Below are 18,189 nucleotides of genomic sequence, written 5' to 3'. Positions count from 1 at the left end.
TTCTTTCTTATTTATCAAATATAAAGGCAAATTTGCCTCTTAAGATAAGTAACATTCTGCGGTTTACAAAATATTTAGTATTTTCCTACGAGTGGTTAATAGTGGGTAAGTAAAATGAAGTTATCTCAATGACAGGAGGTAAACGTGTTTGAAGGATGAGAAACTGTCTATTCGTTCCTGCATGCTAGCACTGCTGCTTTTAATGTTTACTTTAATTGCAACCGCACCTATTTCGCTGGCAGCTGAGAAAAAAACAAATAAGAGTCAAATGGAATTAATAGTTATGACTTATAATATTTTTGCCGGCGGGTCCCGCTCAACACCACTTGAAATTGCAGCTTCAATTAAATTTGCAAATGCAGATATTATAGGCATCCAAGAACCAGCGCAAAGCTTACCGGGTCTTGCCGAGCTTCTTGGCTTTTATCACAATGAAAGAATGAGCATTCTAAGTCGCTATCCAATTATTGATCATGGAGACAAAGATTTTGTTTATGTAGAAGTTGAGCCTGGAAAGGTAGTGGCGGTAAGCAATGTTCATTTGCCTGCAGCACCATATATGCCTTATCAACTTCGGGATCAAAACTATACCGTTGACCTGGTCATACGTCATGAAAAAACACAAGAGCGAATGAACGGCATAGCAAGTAGATTGGAGTCACTTCCTAAAATCGCTGAAAAAGAGATACCTGTTTTTTTAACTGGCGACTTTAATACACCATCCCATTTAGATTGGACTGAAGAGGCACGTACGAACCATTATGGTTTCGTTGTTGAATGGCCCATATCGAAAAAATTAGAGCAGTTGGGCTTCCTTGATAGTTATCGTGACATCTATCCAGATCCAGTGGCAAAACCAGCTTATACATGGACTTCAGGTCTTCCTGGCAGAGAACCGCCAATTGAGCCTAATGAAAAACATGATCGCATTGATTTTATCTATCATGCTGGTCCTGTAAAAACATTAGACAGTCAAGTGGTTGGGGAATCCGGCCCATATTCCGACCTTTCAATGGCTAAATGGCCGTCCGACCATCGGGCAGTCGTATCTATGTTTGAAATCATACCGGTAGATAAGCCATGGAATATTTCACCTGATAAGAGAACTTATTCTAGTGGAGATCCCATTACCGTATCATTTAATGGATCTAGTAAGGAAACGGATTGGATTGGCCTTTATCATGTGCAAAAACGTTCGGAGGAAGGATCGATTCAATGGAAGTATGCAAGCAGTAATACAGTGATACCTAGTTTACATAAAAGTGAAGGAGTTGTATCGTTTACGGATACAGCTTCATTGTCTCCAGGAATCTATAAAATTCTTTTTCTAGCAGATAATGGTTATCGAGTTCTCAATGAAAAAACTATTAGCATATTACCAAACTGAACTTTTCGGCAAGTTCCATGTGAATTGTATTAAATCTATAAATCTCATAGTCATCTAATCATATATCTTGCGTCCTTATTTAATTCATTATATTCTGTTAACTACAGACTAACAAGAGGATGGTATTTTGCCTATGAGTGTACGTAATGCTGTTACTGTTAATATGAATCGATCAAAGCGGCTGCAGATGGCATTGGTCCTTGGGTCTTTTGCTGCCATTGGACCATTATCGCTTGATATGTACCTGCCGTCATTGCCTGCACTAAGTGAGGATCTGCAAAGCAGTACATCTGTTGCACAATTAAGTATAACGGCCTGTTTACTCGGAATGGCTCTTGGACAACTGCTATTAGGGCCTCTCAGCGATCAAAAAGGAAGACGTCTTCCATTGATTATTTCCTTGGTTATCTATTGTCTCTCATCTATCCTTTGTGCAAGTGCACCTTCCGTCTGGATCCTGATTTGTTTGAGATTCATACAAGGACTGTCAGGAGCAGGTGGAATGGTGATTTCACGGGCAATTGTCCGGGATCTGTATTCAGGAGTGGAATTGACGAAGTTCTTTTCACTATTAATGCTGATTAATGGAGCAGCTCCGATACTAGCGCCGGTTATAGGCGGTCAGTTGCTGCAGTTTACGTCATGGCGGGGCGTTTTTATTGTATTGGGAATCCTTAGCCTTTTGATGATTACGATGGCGTTTTTTTGTGTTCAAGAAACATTGACGGATGAAAACCGCAGTACAGGCGGGATAAAGGAAACACTAAGAACCTTCAGTGGTCTGCTGCATGACCGGGTTTTCATGGGATATGTGTTGACACAAGGCTTTGTCAATGCTTCGATGTTTGCTTATATTTCCGGATCTCCTTTTGTGATTCAAAATATTTTTGGAGCGTCAGCGCAAACGTTTAGCTTCATCTTTGCCATCAATGGAGTCGGGATTATTATTGCAAGTCAGATAACGGGCAGGCTTGCAGGCAGGGTAAAAGAAAGCAAAATGCTGATGATTGGCTTGGGAATCGCACTTTCAGGAGGTATCCTTCTCAACTCAATGCTTGCTTTAGACGCGGGGTTACCTGGCATATTACCAGCATTATTTTTAGTTGTATCAAGTGTTGGTATTGTATCAACAACATGTTTTGCACTAGCTATGCAAAGCCAGGGAAAAACAGCTGGGAGTGCATCTGCTTTATTAGGGTTAATGCCTTTTATTTTAGGTTCTATTATGGCACCGCTCGTAGGAATTGGAAATGGTCAGTCAGCTTGGCCGATGGGGATTATTATTGTTTGTTGTGAAATAATCGCAGTTATATCCTATTTTTTCCTTGCTAGGAGAGAAGCAAGTTGGCAAAGCCAGAAGTGAAAAAATTGAAAGTTTAAATAGAAATGTGGAGTATGTTACGAAGTAAAGTAACATACTCCTTTTTTGTTTGATTAACAAGTTGATTTAAGGAAAAGCTAAGAAAAAGTTGATGGAAGGGGTATGACGATGATTGAGTTACCTACTCGATTAGAGGGCAAGGTATTTGACATGTATGAGCTTGAGCTTACTTTGAAGCCATACGGTTTTTCCGTTGGGGGAAACTGGGATTATGAACATGGATATTTTGACTGTAAGGTAAGGGAAGAGGATGGCTACCAGTTTTTAAGGCTCCCTTTTGAAGCAATAGACGGGCAATTAGATGCAAGAGGCTGCAGGGTAAAAGTTGGCAGACCATTTTTATTATCCCATAAATATCAAATCGGTCTGGATGATCATGCGAATAGTGGAAATGGTTCCGCAGCCTTTAATCAATTTAGCGAGCCGGCTGATAAAGATGCAGAATTTTCGGATCCGCCAATTAACTTAGGAATGACGATGATTCAAAAAATAGAAACATCGCTGCTGGATAAATAGAAAGGGAGTGCCAGTTTTGAGTCAGGAAAATTTGAAAAAGAAAGCTATGGAGATTATTTCTAAACATCGCACAGGTGTATTAGCGAATGTCGAGAATAACAAGCCGCATACACGTTACATGACATTTTTTAATAAGGATTTAACGCTGTACACACCAACCCAAATGGATACAGAGAAAGTGGATGAAATACAAAAAAATCCCTCTGCCTCTGTTTTGCTAGGCTATGAGGCTAAGGGCATAAGTGATAGTTATATTGAGGTGTCCGGCAAAAGTCGTATTAATCAATCGCAGGAGCTGAAGCAGCAATTCTGGGATGACTCCTTTCAGAAGTGGTTCGACGGTCCTGAAGATCCCAACTATGTGTTTCTAGAAATACAGCCTGAAACCATTCGAATTTTAAACACGGAAGGCGGGCCGCCGCAAGAATTCCAAGTATAATATCTAAAAGGCGGTTCTATTGCTTAGAAGCAATGAACCGTCCCCTTGTGAAGAAAAGCAAAGTATGCCCCGGCTTTATAATTTCTTTATCATGTTATACCAAAGGATACCACCGTGTTCTGAGTTTGAAATACCACGGTTTTGGTAGCCGTGTTTTTCATAAAAAGGAATGAGATCTGCTCTGCAGGTAAGTGTGATGCTTTTACGTTTTTTTGTTTTTGCGTCTTTTTCTAGATGTGTGAGTAAGGCTGAAGCTACTCCTTGTTTTTGAACGTAGGGATTAACCGCTAGTCCTAATATACTTTGATGACCACCGCTTACAGGGTTTGCCTTAATATCTGTAAATAAGTCATCCGTGATAAAGGCTTTTTCAATAACAGGACCATTTACTAGTCCGATAATTTTGCCATCATTTACAGCTACAAAAAAACTATCCGGGATCAGTTGAATTCGTTTTATAAATGCCTCTTCAGTTGCAGCCTCTTCTTTTGTAAAGCATTGATTTTCAATGCTGATAAGCTCTGGTAAATCTTCTATTATTACATTTCGTATTGTTAACATCACTTATGTTCCTCCAAAAAAATCAACGATGCCAGTGCGCTGGATGTTTAAGTTCGGGCGGCAGCTTCGTACGAGAATTCCCCTTTGCAGCATTAAGCTGATCTTGTGTTAGAAAAATACTTCCGGTCAGATCGGCACCACTGAGATTTGCATCGCGGAAATCCGCCCCGATCAGATCTGAATATTTTAAATCCGCTTCTCTTAGGTCAGCGGCAATCATGAGTGCACCTCTAAGATTGGCACCGCTAAGATCTGCTTTTCTAAGGTTAGCGCCCATTAAGTCAGCGCCTCTTCCAATTGTTCTCCGACGTTTTGGAGGATTTTTTTGCTGCTGAATCGCTTCAGCACGCACAAGTTCACTCGTGCGAATAAGTAACTTATTTATATCCGCACGGTGCGCTGGAATATCTAGATCTAATAGGGCTACTGGGCTAAGAAGAGTCAGCTGCTCCGTCTTATCTAATGCTTGATTGAGATCATCATGAATCGATACCGTTGCTTTTCTTGATAAAGCTTCAGTCAAATACCAAAGCATTTCATGGAGCTGCTGCATGATTGGAAATACCGCAAACATTTTCTTCGCCGTTTCAGGGTTATCTTTCCAATCCCTTCCGTCAAAGGTAGCTTGAGAAACCTTTTGTCCTGCCCCAAAGCATTCATAAACAGCACAGCCACGAAAACCTTTCTCGCGGAGATCTTTATGAATGCAGCAGCGAAAATCAGTCTGTAAATTGGTGCAGGGTGTTCCACCGTCTTTATCAACTGCAAAGTCTGCCGAAGCGGCAAATGGCAGCGCTACACAGCATAGACCAAAACAGTTTTCACAATCGGCTCGAAGCGTATCGCGGTCTTTATCACATAAGGAATAGGGGATGTTTGACAATTCGTGCACTTCCTTTTTACTCTATCTAGAAATAGGATCATCATTCGTTATTTTCATTTTTTCATAATATCACGGTCTTTTATTGTTATCAAATACCGGCCAATCTATATTTTATAGACATTTTGTGAAATATAACGATATATTTTCATTATTAACAGTATTCTTTGAGTAAAATAATAGCCTCTGCTACAATAGATTCATTAATACTATCGGAGGTTATTTATAGTGAAAAAGACATCGTTTTTGACATTAATCTTCTTCCTGTTATTTGTCCACAATGCTATGGCACATACAGGGTTAGAAAGTTCCTTCCCTCAAGATGGAGCTGTATTAAAAGAAGAGGTACAAAACATAACGTTAACGTTTGAATCAAAAATTGAACAGGGCAGTACTTTTGAACTTGTAAATTCAGAAGGCGCATCGATAGCTGTTGAAAATATTGCTTTAGCAGAAAATCAAATCGAGGGTAATCTATCAAAACCGTTAGAAAATGAGGACTACAAAGTAAATTGGAGCATTATAGGAGCAGATGGTCACCCGATTGATGGAGTTGTTTCGTTTACTGTTGACGTACCAGCAAAAGATACACCTGTGGAAGAAAAGGATGAAACAATAGAGAAGAAAGAAACAACTGAGCAAGCACAATCTCCTGCACCCGTTGAAGAGAATAAACAAGGAACGGAGCAAGACAATAATTCCTCTTATCTAGTACCAGTGCTGATTGGTATTTTAGCAATTATTATTGTTATAAGCTTTGCCTTTATGATGAAAAGGAAGAAATAGCCATGATCCTTATTGGCACTCTGACACAGTCTTTATTATATCTATGTTTTGCCATACTAGTCGGTACGTTTATCCTTTCGCTAGTACCAGGCAATAAAAAGCCGGAGATACATGTTCCTAAATGGGTTTTGCTTACGGCTATAGGTGGAATTGGTTTGTTCTCCTTTTTCCCGGTATGGGAGCTAATCTTATATCTGAAACAAAACATAGGCTTATCTTTTTCCCTGCTTCAGTCTGTATTGTTAACATTTGAAGTGGGAAAAGCCTGGTTAGTCACGTATCTGCTTGCAACCTTGCTTTTTTTATATGTTATATGGGTCGATTACCGGAAAAGACCCTCGTATGCTTTAATTGGATTGCTTTTCGCGTTGTTCTTAATTCTTGCTCTTGGCTGGTCCAGTCATGCAAGCACATATGACCCTGTCGTTGGATTTATGAGCCATTCGTTACACTTTACTGCTGTTAGTATTTGGGTGGGAATACTCTTTATGGTCAGCTGGTTTTCTATTAATCATGCCAATTGGTCCCGATTTTTGAAATGGTATACACCTGTAGCAATCCTTTGCTTTCTGAGCACGATTATTACCGGGCTAGTACTAATGACTTTTGTTGTTGAGTTTAACGACTATTTTAATTCCTGGATGCTGCCTTATGGCCAGTCGCTGTTAATGAAACATTTATTGATTATTCCGTTGTTCATTTATGCAATGGTAAATGGTTTTTTTGTGAAAAAGAAATTACTCCATGATGAGCACTATAATCCGAAGCCGTGGGCAAAATTAGAAAGTGTTGTTATTTTACTTATTTTTGCTGCAACAGCGGCAATGGGCCAACAAGCTCCGCCGCATGAAACGGTTGTTACCATTGAAGGGGCTTCAAAACTATTTATGATGCTGTACCAGGGTGATTTTCAGCCAAGTATGACTGTACAGCTTGAACTTAACTCTGTCAGTATTTCATTAATAATATTAGCTGTTCTTTTTATCGTATTACTGCTTATGTCTTTTGTAAAAAAAACACCTGCGTTTGTTTCGTTTCTGATGAGTGCTTTATTGTTTGTTTGTCTATATTTTTCAATCATTTTTAGTATTAATTAAGCCCGATAGGAAATGGCGAGTATATGGATGCTCGTCATTTCCTTTTTTTTATTATCTATGTACCTTCCTTAAAGCAAAACCATAGGATAAATCGATAAACGTTAAGGGGATGAAGAAAAATGTACTATATTCCTAACCAGTATCCATATCAGTATCGATATCCTTATTATGCGAACACACCTATTTATAGCTATCCAAGACAGCCAGAGTATTGGTCTTTTCCATATAGGATAGATCCTGAATACAGCTTTGATTCTTTGCGTACCTACAATGGAAGTATGCAGCTAGAAGACCATGGTCCAAATCCATATGTTGTTAATATTAACCAGGCAGCAAAGCAAAACAATACTTTTCGTACTGCTTTATGGACAGGAACACACTTTCAAGTTACATTAATGAGTCTCAATCCTGGTGAAGATATCGGTTTGGAAATACACCCTGAAGTTGATCAATTCCTACGGATTGAGCAAGGCCAAGGGATTGTCCAGATGGGAAAGCGTAAAGATCGATTAAACTTTAAACGAAATGTCTATGATGATTTTGCTATCGTTGTACCTGCCGGAACATGGCATAATGTTACCAATACAGGTACTGTTCCGTTAAAACTATATTCGATATATGCACCGCCTAATCATCCATTTGGTACTGTACACAATACTAAAGCAGATGCAGCGGCAGCGGAAGAACATTAATAAAACCAGATATTGTTATATTTTAGTCAAAACGTCGTCTTGTATCATACATCAATCTAGACGTCTTACGGGCTTAAATGAAGGACATTTTCATGTATCCATTCAGAATTTTGTCCTTCAGTCCGATTTTGATGGATACTTTGGGAATACTACCATACATATCCTTAAAGAATCGTAGTTGAGGGAGGAAGGAAATGCCAAGAAAAGCTGTAGCTGTTACGGAACAGAATGAACAAGAAACGATAGAACAAGAAGAACATGAAGAGACCGCTATAAGTGAAAATACAGAGGATGAGATAGGGAAACTGAATCGTATGCTGGGAGCGGTTCTTCATTATCTGTCAGATGACGAAGTAGAGGAAATTGATATTGAATATCTCCTGGAAAACACGGAAGGTCTACGAGAATGGTGGGATCAATATCGGGAAAGAAACAGAAAACAGATCGAGGATGAGATTAAGAGATCCCTTAGTGACTTGCCTTTAGAAGAACTGGAAAGTATTCGAGAGCAGATCAAGGAAAAAATGAGTTAATTCTTTTAAGTAATCATAACAAGCAAATGGATAAAAATTGTCTCTTAACAAATACTGTGCATAGGACCCTCTTGCATAGGGTGTATTCTTGATAATGAAGGTGATGTAGATGAAAAATAATGATCAATACGATTTTGCTAATCTGTCCAACAGTGAATTGAAGCAGGTAAATTCTCTGCAAGAAGAACTTAGTAAAGAGACAGGTGAAGATGTAGTCTTAATTGCGTATGCGGATAAGAAAAAAGAATAGTTTCTAACATTTTTATAAACATAAAACTCACAGGACCTTTTTGGAAGGTCGCTGTGAGTTTTATGTTTATTTACATTATTTAAAGCCAGGCGTCATCAATGGAATGAACTTCAGCAATGGAATAAGCAGCATTTGTGATAGCCTGCTGCAGCGTTTCACCGGATGCGCAAATGTCATTAAAGCAAACTTCGAAAGTGCCAGTTACTTTATACGAAAATCCAAACTGCTTTAATTTTTCTACAATTAGCATGGCATGATCCAGATTTTGTTCTGGTTGAAATTCATGGTCATGAATAAATGCCTCTTTTTCAAAATCATACCATCTGTCCCATCGATTTAATTTCCACCCCATAATTCTTCGTGCAATAATGTCAATTTTATTCATTCGTTGTTGCTCCCTTTTAACTTGATTTTATTATTCTACCATTTTCATAGAAATACGCCCATAAAAATGATTTCATTATTTTAAATTTACAGATATATCTTATTCTTAATAATGAAATTATAAGACAGGCATTTGAAAATAGTACAGAATTTAAAGAGACTTTTTAAATGTTTTAGCTAAATAATGAACTTGTCCATTCAAGCTTACACGGACAAATATAGTATAGCAATATATTCTCAAGAGAAGGGAGGCAATTATCAAAGAGAAAAGAAATTGCTGTACAACAACAAAGTGTTATGCAACAGGAGCCTGAATGTCCTACATGTCCTGAAGGAACTGAATGTTAGGATAGTGATCTTCTATGTTTTAATATCCCATGTACTACAACTGTCGTACTTTTGGGCCTTATTCAATTAAACATTGGACCACTTTGTATTCGAACTGGCTCAGTTGGAGATTTGGCTAATGCAACAGAAGAAGAACAACTTGCCCATGTTCAACAGATCTTTGGTGCATTAAGAAATACACTGCCAAATTTTTCACAACGTAGATTGACAATAAAAAAAAGCTGCCACCTTGACAGCCTTTTTTATTGCTATAAGATACATCGAAAATTTTCGTTTTTTCATTTGTTTGGTCAGAAACACATTGACAAAAATAGCCAGACAGAATATGATTTATTTATTAATCAATAAATAAATCGCAGAATAAAGGATGATACTAGTGGCAGCCAGAAAAGACAAAAGGGAACTTATTATCGAAAATGCAGTAAGTGTATTCGCTGAAAGGGGGTATTATAAGGCCACGACCGCGATGGTAGCAAAAGCAGCAGGAGTGACACAACCATATGTGTTTCATTTTTTTGAAAATAAGGAAGAGCTATTCAAGGTTGTGATTGATCGTGCATTCAGCCGGATTTATGATACTTTTGTGACGGTAGAAGCACCGGCCGACCAGTTAATTGAAGCGATGGGGCGCGGATTCGACCAAATTATTAAGACACATCGTGCCGAGATATTGATGGTTATGCAGTCACACGCCATTTCAGAGGCCGGGATTAGAGACCATGTTCGCAACTTGTATCGCAAAATGTATGAATCCTTAACGCTAAAAATGGAGAAGTCTGGGATTCCGAATGCTAAAGCAGCTGCAGCTCGTTTTATAGGCACAGGTTTGCTCATTACAGTGGCAGAAGTGTTAGAGATTCCAGAATTAATTTATGGAGAAGATAATTTGGATTGTTAAAAGCGGTCAAAAAAAGGGAGTTACACAACTTTCTTTTTTTAGCACAATTATTTATTGATTGATAAATAAATAAAAAGAGGGGATTTCTTGTGTCTAATAGGGAGAACGTAGATCAATTGCAGGTTGAACCATCGATAAAGCTATTTGAAGGAGAAAAAGCGCTCGTTATTACAGGGATCGTGGGGTTTATTCTTGCTGTTTTTACCAAGATTGTTATCTTTATTCAAGGTCCAGTCATTTTACCTGAAGGCAATTTAAACGATGTCTTTTCTTTTAATGCTGCAATCGGCAGTTTTATCCTTTCAATTGCTGCAATTTTGCCTTTAGCCAGGCTAAAAAAGCATAAAAGGAAACTGATTCGCTGGACCTTTGTTGCGGCCAGTCTCTACAGCTATGGAATCGAGACCATTCAAAACTTCAGAGGGCTGAATCCACGATTTTCTCAAGAAGCTACTTTAGTTGATCTAATGGCTGGGATGGTGTTTGCTGTTGTTTCACTAACCATCGTCATATTAGGACTGCTTTTGATGGTACAATTTTTTCGGATAAAAAAGCCCTTTGAACGTCATCTGCTAATAATCGGTACTCGTTATGCGTTTCTCTCAGTACTGGCAGCGAATGCCGCTGGCATATGGATGATTTTGCTGCAAGACCGCTTAATAGGAGTATCTGGGAATTTCATTGTTCTCCATGGAATCGGATTTCATGCTATGCAAACATTAATTATTCCAGCTTGGTTATTGGAAAAAGTGCAAGTTCAAGAAATCATACAAAAACGGCTTGTTCATATAGGCAGTATCGCCTGGATGATATCGATCATAATGATTGGTTTCCAAACAGCATTAGGAAGGACGGTATTTGAACTTTCGACACTCCCCATTCTAACGAGTCTCTCCTTACTAATTTGGTTTGGAACGGCCCTAACAGCAGCCTGGATTTTTCTAAAGATAAAGAAAGCGGCGGTCAAACAGGAATCCCGTGCCTCTTTATCACAATTGTAGCAATTGGTGGATATCATGCGTTAAAAAAGGCAGGAGACTATGCTCCTGCCTGTTAATCGTCACTGCTTAGAATCCCAAAAATACGTAAAATGCTGATAAATAAGTTAATAAAATCAAGATAAAGATTCAAAGCCATTAAAGGGACTTCTTCGGCGCTGAAACCATAATGCTTCATGACGTTAAAATCATATAAAACATATCCGCTAAAGACTAAAACACTAATAAAAGAAAAAGCCAGCATTCCGCTTGTACTTAAGGGCCAAATAAGGTTAAAGATGGCAATCACAATAAGGGCGATTAAAGCTGCAAACAGCATGCCTCTTAAAAAAGATAAGTCCCGTTTTGTTACAGATGCATAGACCGCAAGGCTTGTAAAAACGGCTGTTGTTGTACCTAATGCCATTAAGACTGTATTTGCACCGGCTGTTGCAAGATAATAGGCGACAATCGGATAGGTTGTAATTCCTGATATAAAAGTAAAAACGTACAAAAATGTGTACGAAATGGACTTTTTTCTACGAAATAAAAATGCAGAGAGAATCATAACTAGCTCCAAAATGGCTAAGGGGAGAAACAAAGCCGGCGGCACAAACACTCCAGCTACCATTCCTACAAAGGAAATAGCAAGTGAAATAGCAAAGGTTCTCATGACTGACGGCATGTACCCATTTGCTGATTGAACATACATACAATTTTCACCTCAATATAGATTTTTGTACTAGAGAACAGTAGAACGTACAATTTTTTGGGATATAACCAGCGTACTAATTATACGTATGGCAGAATAAATGGTTTCATGCCTATGAAAAAAGTAGTATAACCAATTTGCGATGATGGAAATATTTACCATTATATCATACATAATTAGCTGACAGGTAAACGATTGAAGGACTATCATCCCGTTTTAACCTTAAAATAGACCGTTCTTCTATAAATTACGGTAGTATTAATAATACAGAAAAATAGAAAAAGGGCGGGATATTTTTGAAAAGGATCTATGGAGTCATGATGGTTCTACTATCGGTGATGATAGTAGGATGCAGTAAGTCTGACATTCCAGTCGAAAAAAACGAAGTTGAGGATACGGTAGAATCTTCCGGAAAAATGGTTAAAGAAGCAGGGAAGCAGATAGAAGACGAGGCTGGGCTTTGGCCGGATGCTTTTCTAGAGAGTAAAGGGAGCTTTTCTTTTCCTTCTACCTTAACAGAGGCAGAAAATGTTCATAAAGGAATTTGGTGGGAGAAAATTGAACATGAAGAACTAACGGAAGAGGAGCAGCTGGCAGCAGTTGAAACACTAAAAAATGTGATTAAAAATGATGATAGCAACGAAATGAAGGCGGAGACAATCACCCGATTTATAGTTGAGAGCTATTTTCCGGAATTGCCTCCAATGTCAACTTTCACACCGAGGGGCAAAATAAATTTAGAAGCGTTAGAGTCAGCATCGAATATTAAATTAAACGGCAGAGAGATGAAAGAAAACATTCATATTGCGATTATTTTAGATGCATCCGGCTCTATGAAAAATGTGCAGGATGGGAAGACTCTAATGGACACGGCGAAAGAATCGATCGAAGATTTTGCTTCAAATCTGCCGGAAAAAGCTAAAGTGTCGTTAACGATCTATGGACACAAGGGGACGGGCTCTGATTCCGATAAACAGCTTTCCTGCAGCAGCATTGAAGAAATTTATCCACTTTCTGCTTATCATACGGAAGCGTTTGCTGCGGAATTAGAATCGATTGTCCCAAGCGGCTGGACTTCGATGGCTGCATCGCTTACGCAAGTCGGAGAAAAACTTGCCAGCGAGAATCCAGGCGATGCCACGAATGTCATTTATCTTGTTTCAGATGGAAAAGAAACCTGTGATGGGGACCCGGTAGCTGCAGCCAAACAGCTTGCTGAGTCCAATATCGATCCGATTATCAATGTAATAGGATTGGCTGTTCAGGCAGAGGATGCGAATGAACTCCAAAGAATAGCCGAAAGTGCTGAAGGGCGTTATATCCAGGTGAATAATCAGCAGGAGCTTGATAAGGAATTTCAGGAGTCAAACAACACCATCCAGCAATGGATTGATTGGCATAGACAAAACACGGATGAAGCCATTAATCAGTTAATGGAAGATAAACAGCGTCTAATGGACCTGAATGAACAAACAGTGGACAGTCTAATGCTATTTCTTCGTCATGGCAAACAGACATTAATGGATCTGAATAAAACGCAAAACATTAATCAGGAAGTGTATAATATTGTCTTTGAAGACTTAGAGGATTTCTACAATACGATGTATAAGGAAAAAGATAAACTGTATACAGAAAAACTTAAAACGATTGAAGAAACCTATAGCAGTACGAAGAGTGAGATAGACGAAACCTATAAAAATAATTTTCAGTAGCAAAAGGACAGGCAGACATGCCTGTTGTAAAACATCACGGAGTATGATGAAAATGCAGATGAAAAGAGGATGAAACTATCATGTTACATCCTCTTTCTTTTTTATAAAATAGAAAATTAAATATTAGCGAAAATACCATTTGCTTTTGCAACAAGATTATTTTGATCATCATAAATAAAGCAATCAATATGATTGAGGGATCTGCCCTTCTTGATTATGTGTGCATCTGCAACAAGAAATTTCCCTTTTGCCGCTTTTATAAAAGTCGTTTTAAGATCCACTGTTACAACGGTCTGTCTATTGTTCTCATCAATAGGAAAGGCATTCCCCATCGCAATATCGGCAAGTGAACAAATGATCCCCCCATGAACGACCCCTACGCTATTAATAAATAGCGGCTGTATAGGTAAAGTCACTTTTAAATTTGTATCACTTATTTTCTCATACTGACACTTTAACAACTCATCAAAAGCATTTTCAATAATTTTTGTTTCCATAACTACACTCCTAAATATAGTTTTTTAAAAAATATAAGAAAGTTTACTTGTAAAAAAGTGAAACTAACATTTTCTTAATGACCCAACATGAATTAACTAAACATTAACGTTTTAGTGAATTTTTCACTTGCTGAAATAATAGTTTTCGCAAGGCCGGGAATATTCTTTGGAAGAATGCGTTCACTTGGACCGGCTATAGCAAGTGCCGCGATCACTTCACCACGGCCATTTCGTACTGGAACCGCAATAGAGGTAAAGTTTTCATAAAACTCATCAATAGAAGCATAATATCCATTTGACCGGATAAAATCAATTTTTTGATTGAAATCTTTAGCTGGTATGAAAGCTTTCTCCTTTATTGCATTAATTGTTTTAGCAGGCTGAAATGCTAGAATGGCTAACCCAGTACTTGAACGATAAACCGGTTCTCCCTGACCGATATAGGTAGAATAGTGAATCGGATGATGACTTTCTTCTATATTAATCACATAGGCATATTCATTCTCTAAAACCATTACACCTGATGTTTCACCGGTAGCTTTTTGAATATGCTGTAAAATATTCGACGAATATTTGTAAATTTTCATGTTTTTTGTAATGACATTTCCAAGTGAAAGAAATGAAATACCCAGGCGGTATAAGTTGTTTTTTGGTTCTTTCGTAATAAAACCCTCTGATTCTAAGGAAATGAGGATACGGTGGGCCGTGCTTTTTGCTATCCCTAATTCATCTGCAATTTCCGTAACGCTTAATTCTGATTGATCGATTGAAAAAAGATTTAGTAAGCGAATGGCATTTTGGAGAGTAGAATAGTTTGCTTTTTTCAATTCAACTGTCATTTTCGTTTTCATCCTTTTATTTACTAGTAGTCAAAGCCTATTTTTTTTGAAATTTCCTTTGCTGCTTTTACAATACTTGAAATGTATAAATCTTTCTGATTACCCCCGAGTTCTTTACTCGACCCTGTAATGGCTGCTGCTGCAATGACTTCTCCATTATAGTTGTAAATAGGTGCCCCGATGCTGGTAATTCCCTCTTCCAACTCATCACATGTTACAGCATAGCCGGTTCTGCGAATCTCTTTTAACTGACTCCGTAATTCATCTAAATCAGTTACAGTCTTTGATGCAGACTTTATGATTCCTTGTTGTTCTACTTTTTCAAGGATTTCCTCCAGGATTTCTTCCGTTTGATAAGATAGGATGATTTTTCCGCAGCTCGTAGAATAAACAGGATGTGGTTTCCCAATTTGTGAAGACATTCTAATAGGGTGGCTTGTTTCTAGTATATCTAAATAGACCACACCTATATCGTCCAATATTCCTAAATGAATGGTTTTACTAAATTGATCAACAAGCGGCAGTAAAATGGGCCTTGCTTCCAAATGAATATTTAATTGGGATTTTACCAAACCCGACATATTAAGGATAGATAAACCCAAAGAGTACTTTTTTTCCTTTTTTTTCAGCAAATTTTCCTGTACTAGGGTATTGATGAGCCGTCTTGTGTGGCTAATTTCAAGATCTAATTCCCTGGAAATTTCCGTTAATCTCCATTCATTTCGTTCGACCGTAAATAGGTTTAGAATGCGAGCAGCATTTTTAACGGTTTGTAGTATATATTTTGAATCCCCTTGTTGAGTCATGAGAAATCCTCCTGAGGTAGTATATAAAAAACAACTATAAATAGCTGAATAGACTGATTATTTAATAGATTAACGATTTATGACATAAAAAGCAATAAGCCCGGAAAATAATTTTTATCATATAAAAGAACACAATTTTTATAAAAGACAAAATTTTTTAAAGAATTTTATATTTTTGTCATATACAAGAACACACAAGTTTTAAATGACAAAAATCATGCTATAATCAGTTCAAACGATTCCGATAAATTAAAATTTTATGAAAATTGGAAACGTTAACAGGAAGACTATGAATTGTACAATTGTACATAAAAAGAATCAATGAAAGTAATGAGTTATTAGAGGAGGGAAACAATGACTAAGAAATTACAAATTGTTGACACGACATTGCGGGACGGAACGCAAAGTTTATGGGCCGCTGAATCACGTACAGGAATGATTGAGGCAGTTGCAGAAGATCTTGATCAAGCAGGCTTTGCTGTTGTAGAGGTACCCCTTATGCCGATCAACTTCAAGAAAATCATTCGTGAATTAAAAGAAGACCCTTGGGCAATGGCGAAAATGATTGTTGAAAAAATGCCGAATGCCAAAAAAGCCTATATGGGATGCCCGACTATTTTTCCATTTGAACTTTATGCGGCGCCTGTATCTGTTTCAAAGCTTTTCTATGAGAAAATCATTGGGATGGGTGCCTTAAACCGAGTTCAAACAATGGCTAATATTTACGGGAATCTTGGGTCGGACCACCCTTGGTTTATGCCGCACCTAAGAAAGTTAGGCGTAGAAACAGCTCATGGAATTTCATTTAGTATTTCTCCAAGACATACTGATGAATACTACGCTGAAAAAACAAAGGAAGTAGCAGCAAATCAGCCGGATATTATTTATCTAAAAGACCAGGGTGGACTTCTAACTGTTGAAAGACTGCAAACATTGCTTCCTATTATAATTGAAAATTCTAATGGCATTCCGGTTGAACTGCATTCACATTGTACAACAGGATTAGCAGATGCCGTTTATGCAGAAGCGTTGAAAATGGGTGTATCGACACTTCATACAGGAATCCCGCCATTGGCGAATGGCTCCGGTCAGCCTTCTTTATTCACAACACTTGAATCTGCGAAATATTTAGGATACAGTGCTGATCATCTCGATATGGAAAGAATTAATCGAGTATCAGAACGCTTAATGCATGTTGCAAAGGTAGAAAAACTGCCGATTGGTGAGCCTTTAGAGTACGATTACTCCCAATATGTGCACCAAGTTCCAGGCGGTGTTATTTCGAACTTAAGACATCAATTAAAAACATTAAAGTTAGAAAATAGAGTAGAAGAAGTACTTGAAGAAGTAGTAAAGGTACGAGAAGAACTTGGTTATCCTGTAATGATTACTCCTTATTCTCAATTTATTGTTACACAGTCTGCTATCAATATTGCTACAGGTGAACGCTACAAAGTGGTCATCGATGAGCTTATTCAATATGCTGCCGGCGTATTTAATGAAGATTCTGGTTATAAATGGATGGATCAAAATCTAAAGGATAAATTCTTAAGCCTTCCTCGTGCGAAGGAAATTTCATTAAATAATTATGCAGAGGATATCCCTCTTCGTAAGGTAAAAGAGCAATTCGGAAGTGCACTTATGTCAGATGAAGAACTATTAATGCGCTTTATTATGAAAGGTACAGCAGATATAGAAGAAATGCGTAAAGCTGGCGCTCCTAGAAAGTATTTCTCAGCATCAACACCATTAGAACAACTATTAAATAATTTAAGCAAGCAGCCAAGTATCAAACATGTTCAAATTCAAGGTCATCAAGGCACACTAGTTTTATCGAATAAATAGGATAATTTCAATTACCTCTTTTCAAATTTTTATATATTTACAATTCAGGAGGAACATAACATGACAAAAAATAATTTATTTGGAACAGATGTAGAAAGCATTACTTGCCTTATTGATAAATTAGAAGAATCTTCTTTCAATTATTTAAAGTTAGAAAATCAAGATCTTAAAATTGTGATTGGTAAAGATGTAGTTGCAGAAAATACTGAAAGCAGCGTATTTCAATCACAAGCAGCTCCAGTGAACAATGTTGTACCGATTGAAAATGTGGCGCCTATCGTAGATGAAGTGGCTGCAGCAGTTGAAGCACCAGTAGCAGAACAAGCTGCTCCAGTACCAAGCAAGCCTGAAAAACCAGCAGCGCAAGCAAATATTGTTGAAATTAAAGCAACAACTGCTGGTATCTTCTACGCTCAGCCTGAGCCGGGTGCTGCTCCTTATGTAAAAGTGGGAGATAAAGTAGAAAAAGATTCTACAGTTGGTTTAATTGAAATCATGAAGGTTTACAGTGCAATTCCTGCAGGTGTTGAAGGGGAAGTTACTGAAATTCATGTTCAGGATGCTGACTTTGTCGATTATGGTACTGTATTATTCTCCGTTAAAGTAAAATAATGAACCATTCCTATTGGCGGGGGTATCATACTCCCGC

General features: G+C 37.9%; 21 protein-coding genes. 14 read left to right on the top strand and 7 right to left on the bottom strand.

The window, feature by feature from the left end; all coding sequences use genetic code 11:
* Positions 1-148: 148 nt before the first annotated feature.
* The 4 genes from R4Z09_RS21855 to R4Z09_RS21840 all read left to right on the top strand — a co-directional run bounded on the left by R4Z09_RS21855 (position 149) and on the right by R4Z09_RS21840 (position 3,723).
* A complete protein-coding gene (locus tag R4Z09_RS21855) occupies positions 149-1,387 on the top strand; it encodes an endonuclease/exonuclease/phosphatase family protein (RefSeq protein WP_338448839.1) in 1,239 nt (412 codons plus the stop codon).
* Between the two features lie 133 nt (positions 1,388-1,520).
* Entirely contained in the window at positions 1,521-2,750 is a 1,230-nt protein-coding gene (locus R4Z09_RS21850; RefSeq protein ID WP_338448838.1) for a multidrug effflux MFS transporter, read from the top strand.
* Positions 2,751-2,876: 126 nt separating this feature from the next.
* A complete protein-coding gene (locus tag R4Z09_RS21845) occupies positions 2,877-3,284 on the top strand; it encodes a YugN-like family protein (RefSeq protein ID WP_338448837.1) in 408 nt (135 codons plus the stop codon).
* A 16-nt stretch (positions 3,285-3,300) separates the two neighbouring features.
* A complete protein-coding gene (locus R4Z09_RS21840) occupies positions 3,301-3,723 on the top strand; it encodes a pyridoxamine 5'-phosphate oxidase family protein (RefSeq protein WP_338448836.1) in 423 nt (140 codons plus the stop codon).
* 75 nt (positions 3,724-3,798) lie between these two features.
* Here R4Z09_RS21840 and R4Z09_RS21835 read toward each other — a convergent pair whose 3' ends face one another.
* Together R4Z09_RS21835 and R4Z09_RS21830 are read right to left on the bottom strand one after the other, a co-directional pair.
* A complete protein-coding gene (locus R4Z09_RS21835; protein ID WP_338453328.1) occupies positions 3,799-4,284 on the bottom strand; it encodes a GNAT family N-acetyltransferase in 486 nt (161 codons plus the stop codon).
* A 22-nt stretch (positions 4,285-4,306) separates the two neighbouring features.
* The gene (locus tag R4Z09_RS21830) at positions 4,307-5,167 is read right to left on the bottom strand and encodes a pentapeptide repeat-containing protein (RefSeq protein ID WP_338448835.1); all 861 of its coding nucleotides are present in this window, start codon (positions 5,165-5,167) and stop codon (positions 4,307-4,309) included.
* A gap of 225 nt (positions 5,168-5,392) precedes the next feature.
* On the opposite strand from R4Z09_RS21830, the gene R4Z09_RS21825 reads away from it, so the two are divergent.
* The 5 genes from R4Z09_RS21825 to R4Z09_RS21805 all read left to right on the top strand — a co-directional run bounded on the left by R4Z09_RS21825 (position 5,393) and on the right by R4Z09_RS21805 (position 8,522).
* Positions 5,393-5,950 (top strand): copper resistance CopC family protein, encoded by a 558-nt coding sequence (locus tag R4Z09_RS21825; RefSeq protein ID WP_338448834.1) that lies wholly within the window; start codon positions 5,393-5,395, stop codon positions 5,948-5,950.
* Between the two features lie 2 nt (positions 5,951-5,952).
* Entirely contained in the window at positions 5,953-7,047 is a 1,095-nt protein-coding gene (locus R4Z09_RS21820; protein ID WP_338448833.1) for a copper resistance D family protein, read from the top strand.
* 119 nt (positions 7,048-7,166) lie between these two features.
* The gene (locus tag R4Z09_RS21815; protein ID WP_338448832.1) at positions 7,167-7,739 is read left to right on the top strand and encodes a cupin domain-containing protein; all 573 of its coding nucleotides are present in this window, start codon (positions 7,167-7,169) and stop codon (positions 7,737-7,739) included.
* A 194-nt stretch (positions 7,740-7,933) separates the two neighbouring features.
* On the top strand, positions 7,934-8,272 hold the full coding sequence (locus tag R4Z09_RS21810; RefSeq protein ID WP_338448831.1) for a hypothetical protein: 339 nt from the start codon (positions 7,934-7,936) through the stop codon (positions 8,270-8,272).
* 109 nt (positions 8,273-8,381) lie between these two features.
* Positions 8,382-8,522: a hypothetical protein gene (locus R4Z09_RS21805; protein ID WP_338448830.1), complete on the top strand. Its 141-nt coding sequence runs from the start codon at positions 8,382-8,384 to the stop codon at positions 8,520-8,522.
* A gap of 79 nt (positions 8,523-8,601) precedes the next feature.
* On the opposite strand, the gene R4Z09_RS21800 is transcribed toward R4Z09_RS21805, so the two are convergent.
* Positions 8,602-8,907, bottom strand: coding sequence for a BC1872 family protein (locus tag R4Z09_RS21800; RefSeq protein WP_338448829.1), 306 nt, complete (start codon positions 8,905-8,907; stop codon positions 8,602-8,604).
* 723 nt (positions 8,908-9,630) lie between these two features.
* Between R4Z09_RS21800 and R4Z09_RS21795 the strand changes: the two genes are divergently transcribed.
* Together R4Z09_RS21795 and R4Z09_RS21790 are read left to right on the top strand one after the other, a co-directional pair.
* Entirely contained in the window at positions 9,631-10,152 is a 522-nt protein-coding gene (locus R4Z09_RS21795) for a TetR/AcrR family transcriptional regulator (protein ID WP_338448828.1), read from the top strand.
* Between the two features lie 89 nt (positions 10,153-10,241).
* Positions 10,242-11,153, top strand: coding sequence for a hypothetical protein (locus tag R4Z09_RS21790; RefSeq protein ID WP_338448827.1), 912 nt, complete (start codon positions 10,242-10,244; stop codon positions 11,151-11,153).
* A gap of 52 nt (positions 11,154-11,205) precedes the next feature.
* Here the strand turns inward: R4Z09_RS21790 and R4Z09_RS21785 are convergent, their stop codons facing one another.
* On the bottom strand, positions 11,206-11,841 hold the full coding sequence (locus R4Z09_RS21785; RefSeq protein WP_338448826.1) for a Bax inhibitor-1/YccA family protein: 636 nt from the start codon (positions 11,839-11,841) through the stop codon (positions 11,206-11,208).
* 296 nt (positions 11,842-12,137) lie between these two features.
* Here R4Z09_RS21785 and R4Z09_RS21780 point away from each other — a divergent pair, with 296 nt between their 5' ends.
* On the top strand, positions 12,138-13,553 hold the full coding sequence (locus R4Z09_RS21780) for a vWA domain-containing protein (RefSeq protein ID WP_338448825.1): 1,416 nt from the start codon (positions 12,138-12,140) through the stop codon (positions 13,551-13,553).
* A 116-nt stretch (positions 13,554-13,669) separates the two neighbouring features.
* On the opposite strand, the gene R4Z09_RS21775 is transcribed toward R4Z09_RS21780, so the two are convergent.
* The 3 genes from R4Z09_RS21775 to R4Z09_RS21765 all read right to left on the bottom strand — a co-directional run bounded on the left by R4Z09_RS21775 (position 13,670) and on the right by R4Z09_RS21765 (position 15,695).
* A complete protein-coding gene (locus tag R4Z09_RS21775) occupies positions 13,670-14,050 on the bottom strand; it encodes a PaaI family thioesterase (protein ID WP_338448824.1) in 381 nt (126 codons plus the stop codon).
* A 92-nt stretch (positions 14,051-14,142) separates the two neighbouring features.
* Positions 14,143-14,889, bottom strand: coding sequence for an IclR family transcriptional regulator (locus R4Z09_RS21770; RefSeq protein ID WP_338448823.1), 747 nt, complete (start codon positions 14,887-14,889; stop codon positions 14,143-14,145).
* A gap of 23 nt (positions 14,890-14,912) precedes the next feature.
* The gene (locus R4Z09_RS21765; RefSeq protein ID WP_338448822.1) at positions 14,913-15,695 is read right to left on the bottom strand and encodes an IclR family transcriptional regulator; all 783 of its coding nucleotides are present in this window, start codon (positions 15,693-15,695) and stop codon (positions 14,913-14,915) included.
* Between the two features lie 354 nt (positions 15,696-16,049).
* On the opposite strand from R4Z09_RS21765, the gene R4Z09_RS21760 reads away from it, so the two are divergent.
* Together R4Z09_RS21760 and R4Z09_RS21755 are read left to right on the top strand one after the other, a co-directional pair.
* Positions 16,050-17,540: a hypothetical protein gene (locus tag R4Z09_RS21760; protein WP_338448821.1), complete on the top strand. Its 1,491-nt coding sequence runs from the start codon at positions 16,050-16,052 to the stop codon at positions 17,538-17,540.
* A 60-nt stretch (positions 17,541-17,600) separates the two neighbouring features.
* Positions 17,601-18,152, top strand: coding sequence for an acetyl-CoA carboxylase biotin carboxyl carrier protein (locus tag R4Z09_RS21755; protein ID WP_338448820.1), 552 nt, complete (start codon positions 17,601-17,603; stop codon positions 18,150-18,152).
* Positions 18,153-18,189: the final 37 nt, after the last annotated feature.

The organism is Niallia oryzisoli, from assembly GCF_036670025.1.
Classification (GTDB): Bacteria; Bacillota; Bacilli; order Bacillales; family Cytobacillaceae; genus Bacillus_BD; species Bacillus_BD oryzisoli.
Note: the sequence above shows the minus strand (reverse complement) of the source record. Positions and strands in the feature narration are given on the sequence as shown.

Bases quoted from the DNA above. Each gene is read 5' to 3' on its own strand.
- R4Z09_RS21755 (WP_338448820.1), top strand. From the start codon at position 17,601: ATGACAAAAAATAATTTATTTGGAACAGATGTAGAAAGCATTACTTGC.
- R4Z09_RS21820 (WP_338448833.1), top strand. From the start codon at position 5,953: ATGATCCTTATTGGCACTCTGACACAGTCTTTATTATATCTATGTTTT.
- R4Z09_RS21810 (WP_338448831.1), top strand. From the start codon at position 7,934: ATGCCAAGAAAAGCTGTAGCTGTTACGGAACAGAATGAACAAGAAACG.
- R4Z09_RS21760 (WP_338448821.1), top strand. From the start codon at position 16,050: ATGACTAAGAAATTACAAATTGTTGACACGACATTGCGGGACGGAACG.
- R4Z09_RS21845 (WP_338448837.1), top strand. From the start codon at position 2,877: ATGATTGAGTTACCTACTCGATTAGAGGGCAAGGTATTTGACATGTAT.
- R4Z09_RS21765 (WP_338448822.1), bottom strand. From the start codon at position 15,695: ATGACTCAACAAGGGGATTCAAAATATATACTACAAACCGTTAAAAAT.
- R4Z09_RS21775 (WP_338448824.1), bottom strand. From the start codon at position 14,050: ATGGAAACAAAAATTATTGAAAATGCTTTTGATGAGTTGTTAAAGTGT.
- R4Z09_RS21805 (WP_338448830.1), top strand. From the start codon at position 8,382: ATGAAAAATAATGATCAATACGATTTTGCTAATCTGTCCAACAGTGAA.
- R4Z09_RS21835 (WP_338453328.1), bottom strand. From the start codon at position 4,284: ATGTTAACAATACGAAATGTAATAATAGAAGATTTACCAGAGCTTATC.
- R4Z09_RS21800 (WP_338448829.1), bottom strand. From the start codon at position 8,907: ATGAATAAAATTGACATTATTGCACGAAGAATTATGGGGTGGAAATTA.
- R4Z09_RS21785 (WP_338448826.1), bottom strand. From the start codon at position 11,841: ATGTATGTTCAATCAGCAAATGGGTACATGCCGTCAGTCATGAGAACC.
- R4Z09_RS21850 (WP_338448838.1), top strand. From the start codon at position 1,521: ATGAGTGTACGTAATGCTGTTACTGTTAATATGAATCGATCAAAGCGG.
- R4Z09_RS21815 (WP_338448832.1), top strand. From the start codon at position 7,167: ATGTACTATATTCCTAACCAGTATCCATATCAGTATCGATATCCTTAT.
- R4Z09_RS21770 (WP_338448823.1), bottom strand. From the start codon at position 14,889: ATGACAGTTGAATTGAAAAAAGCAAACTATTCTACTCTCCAAAATGCC.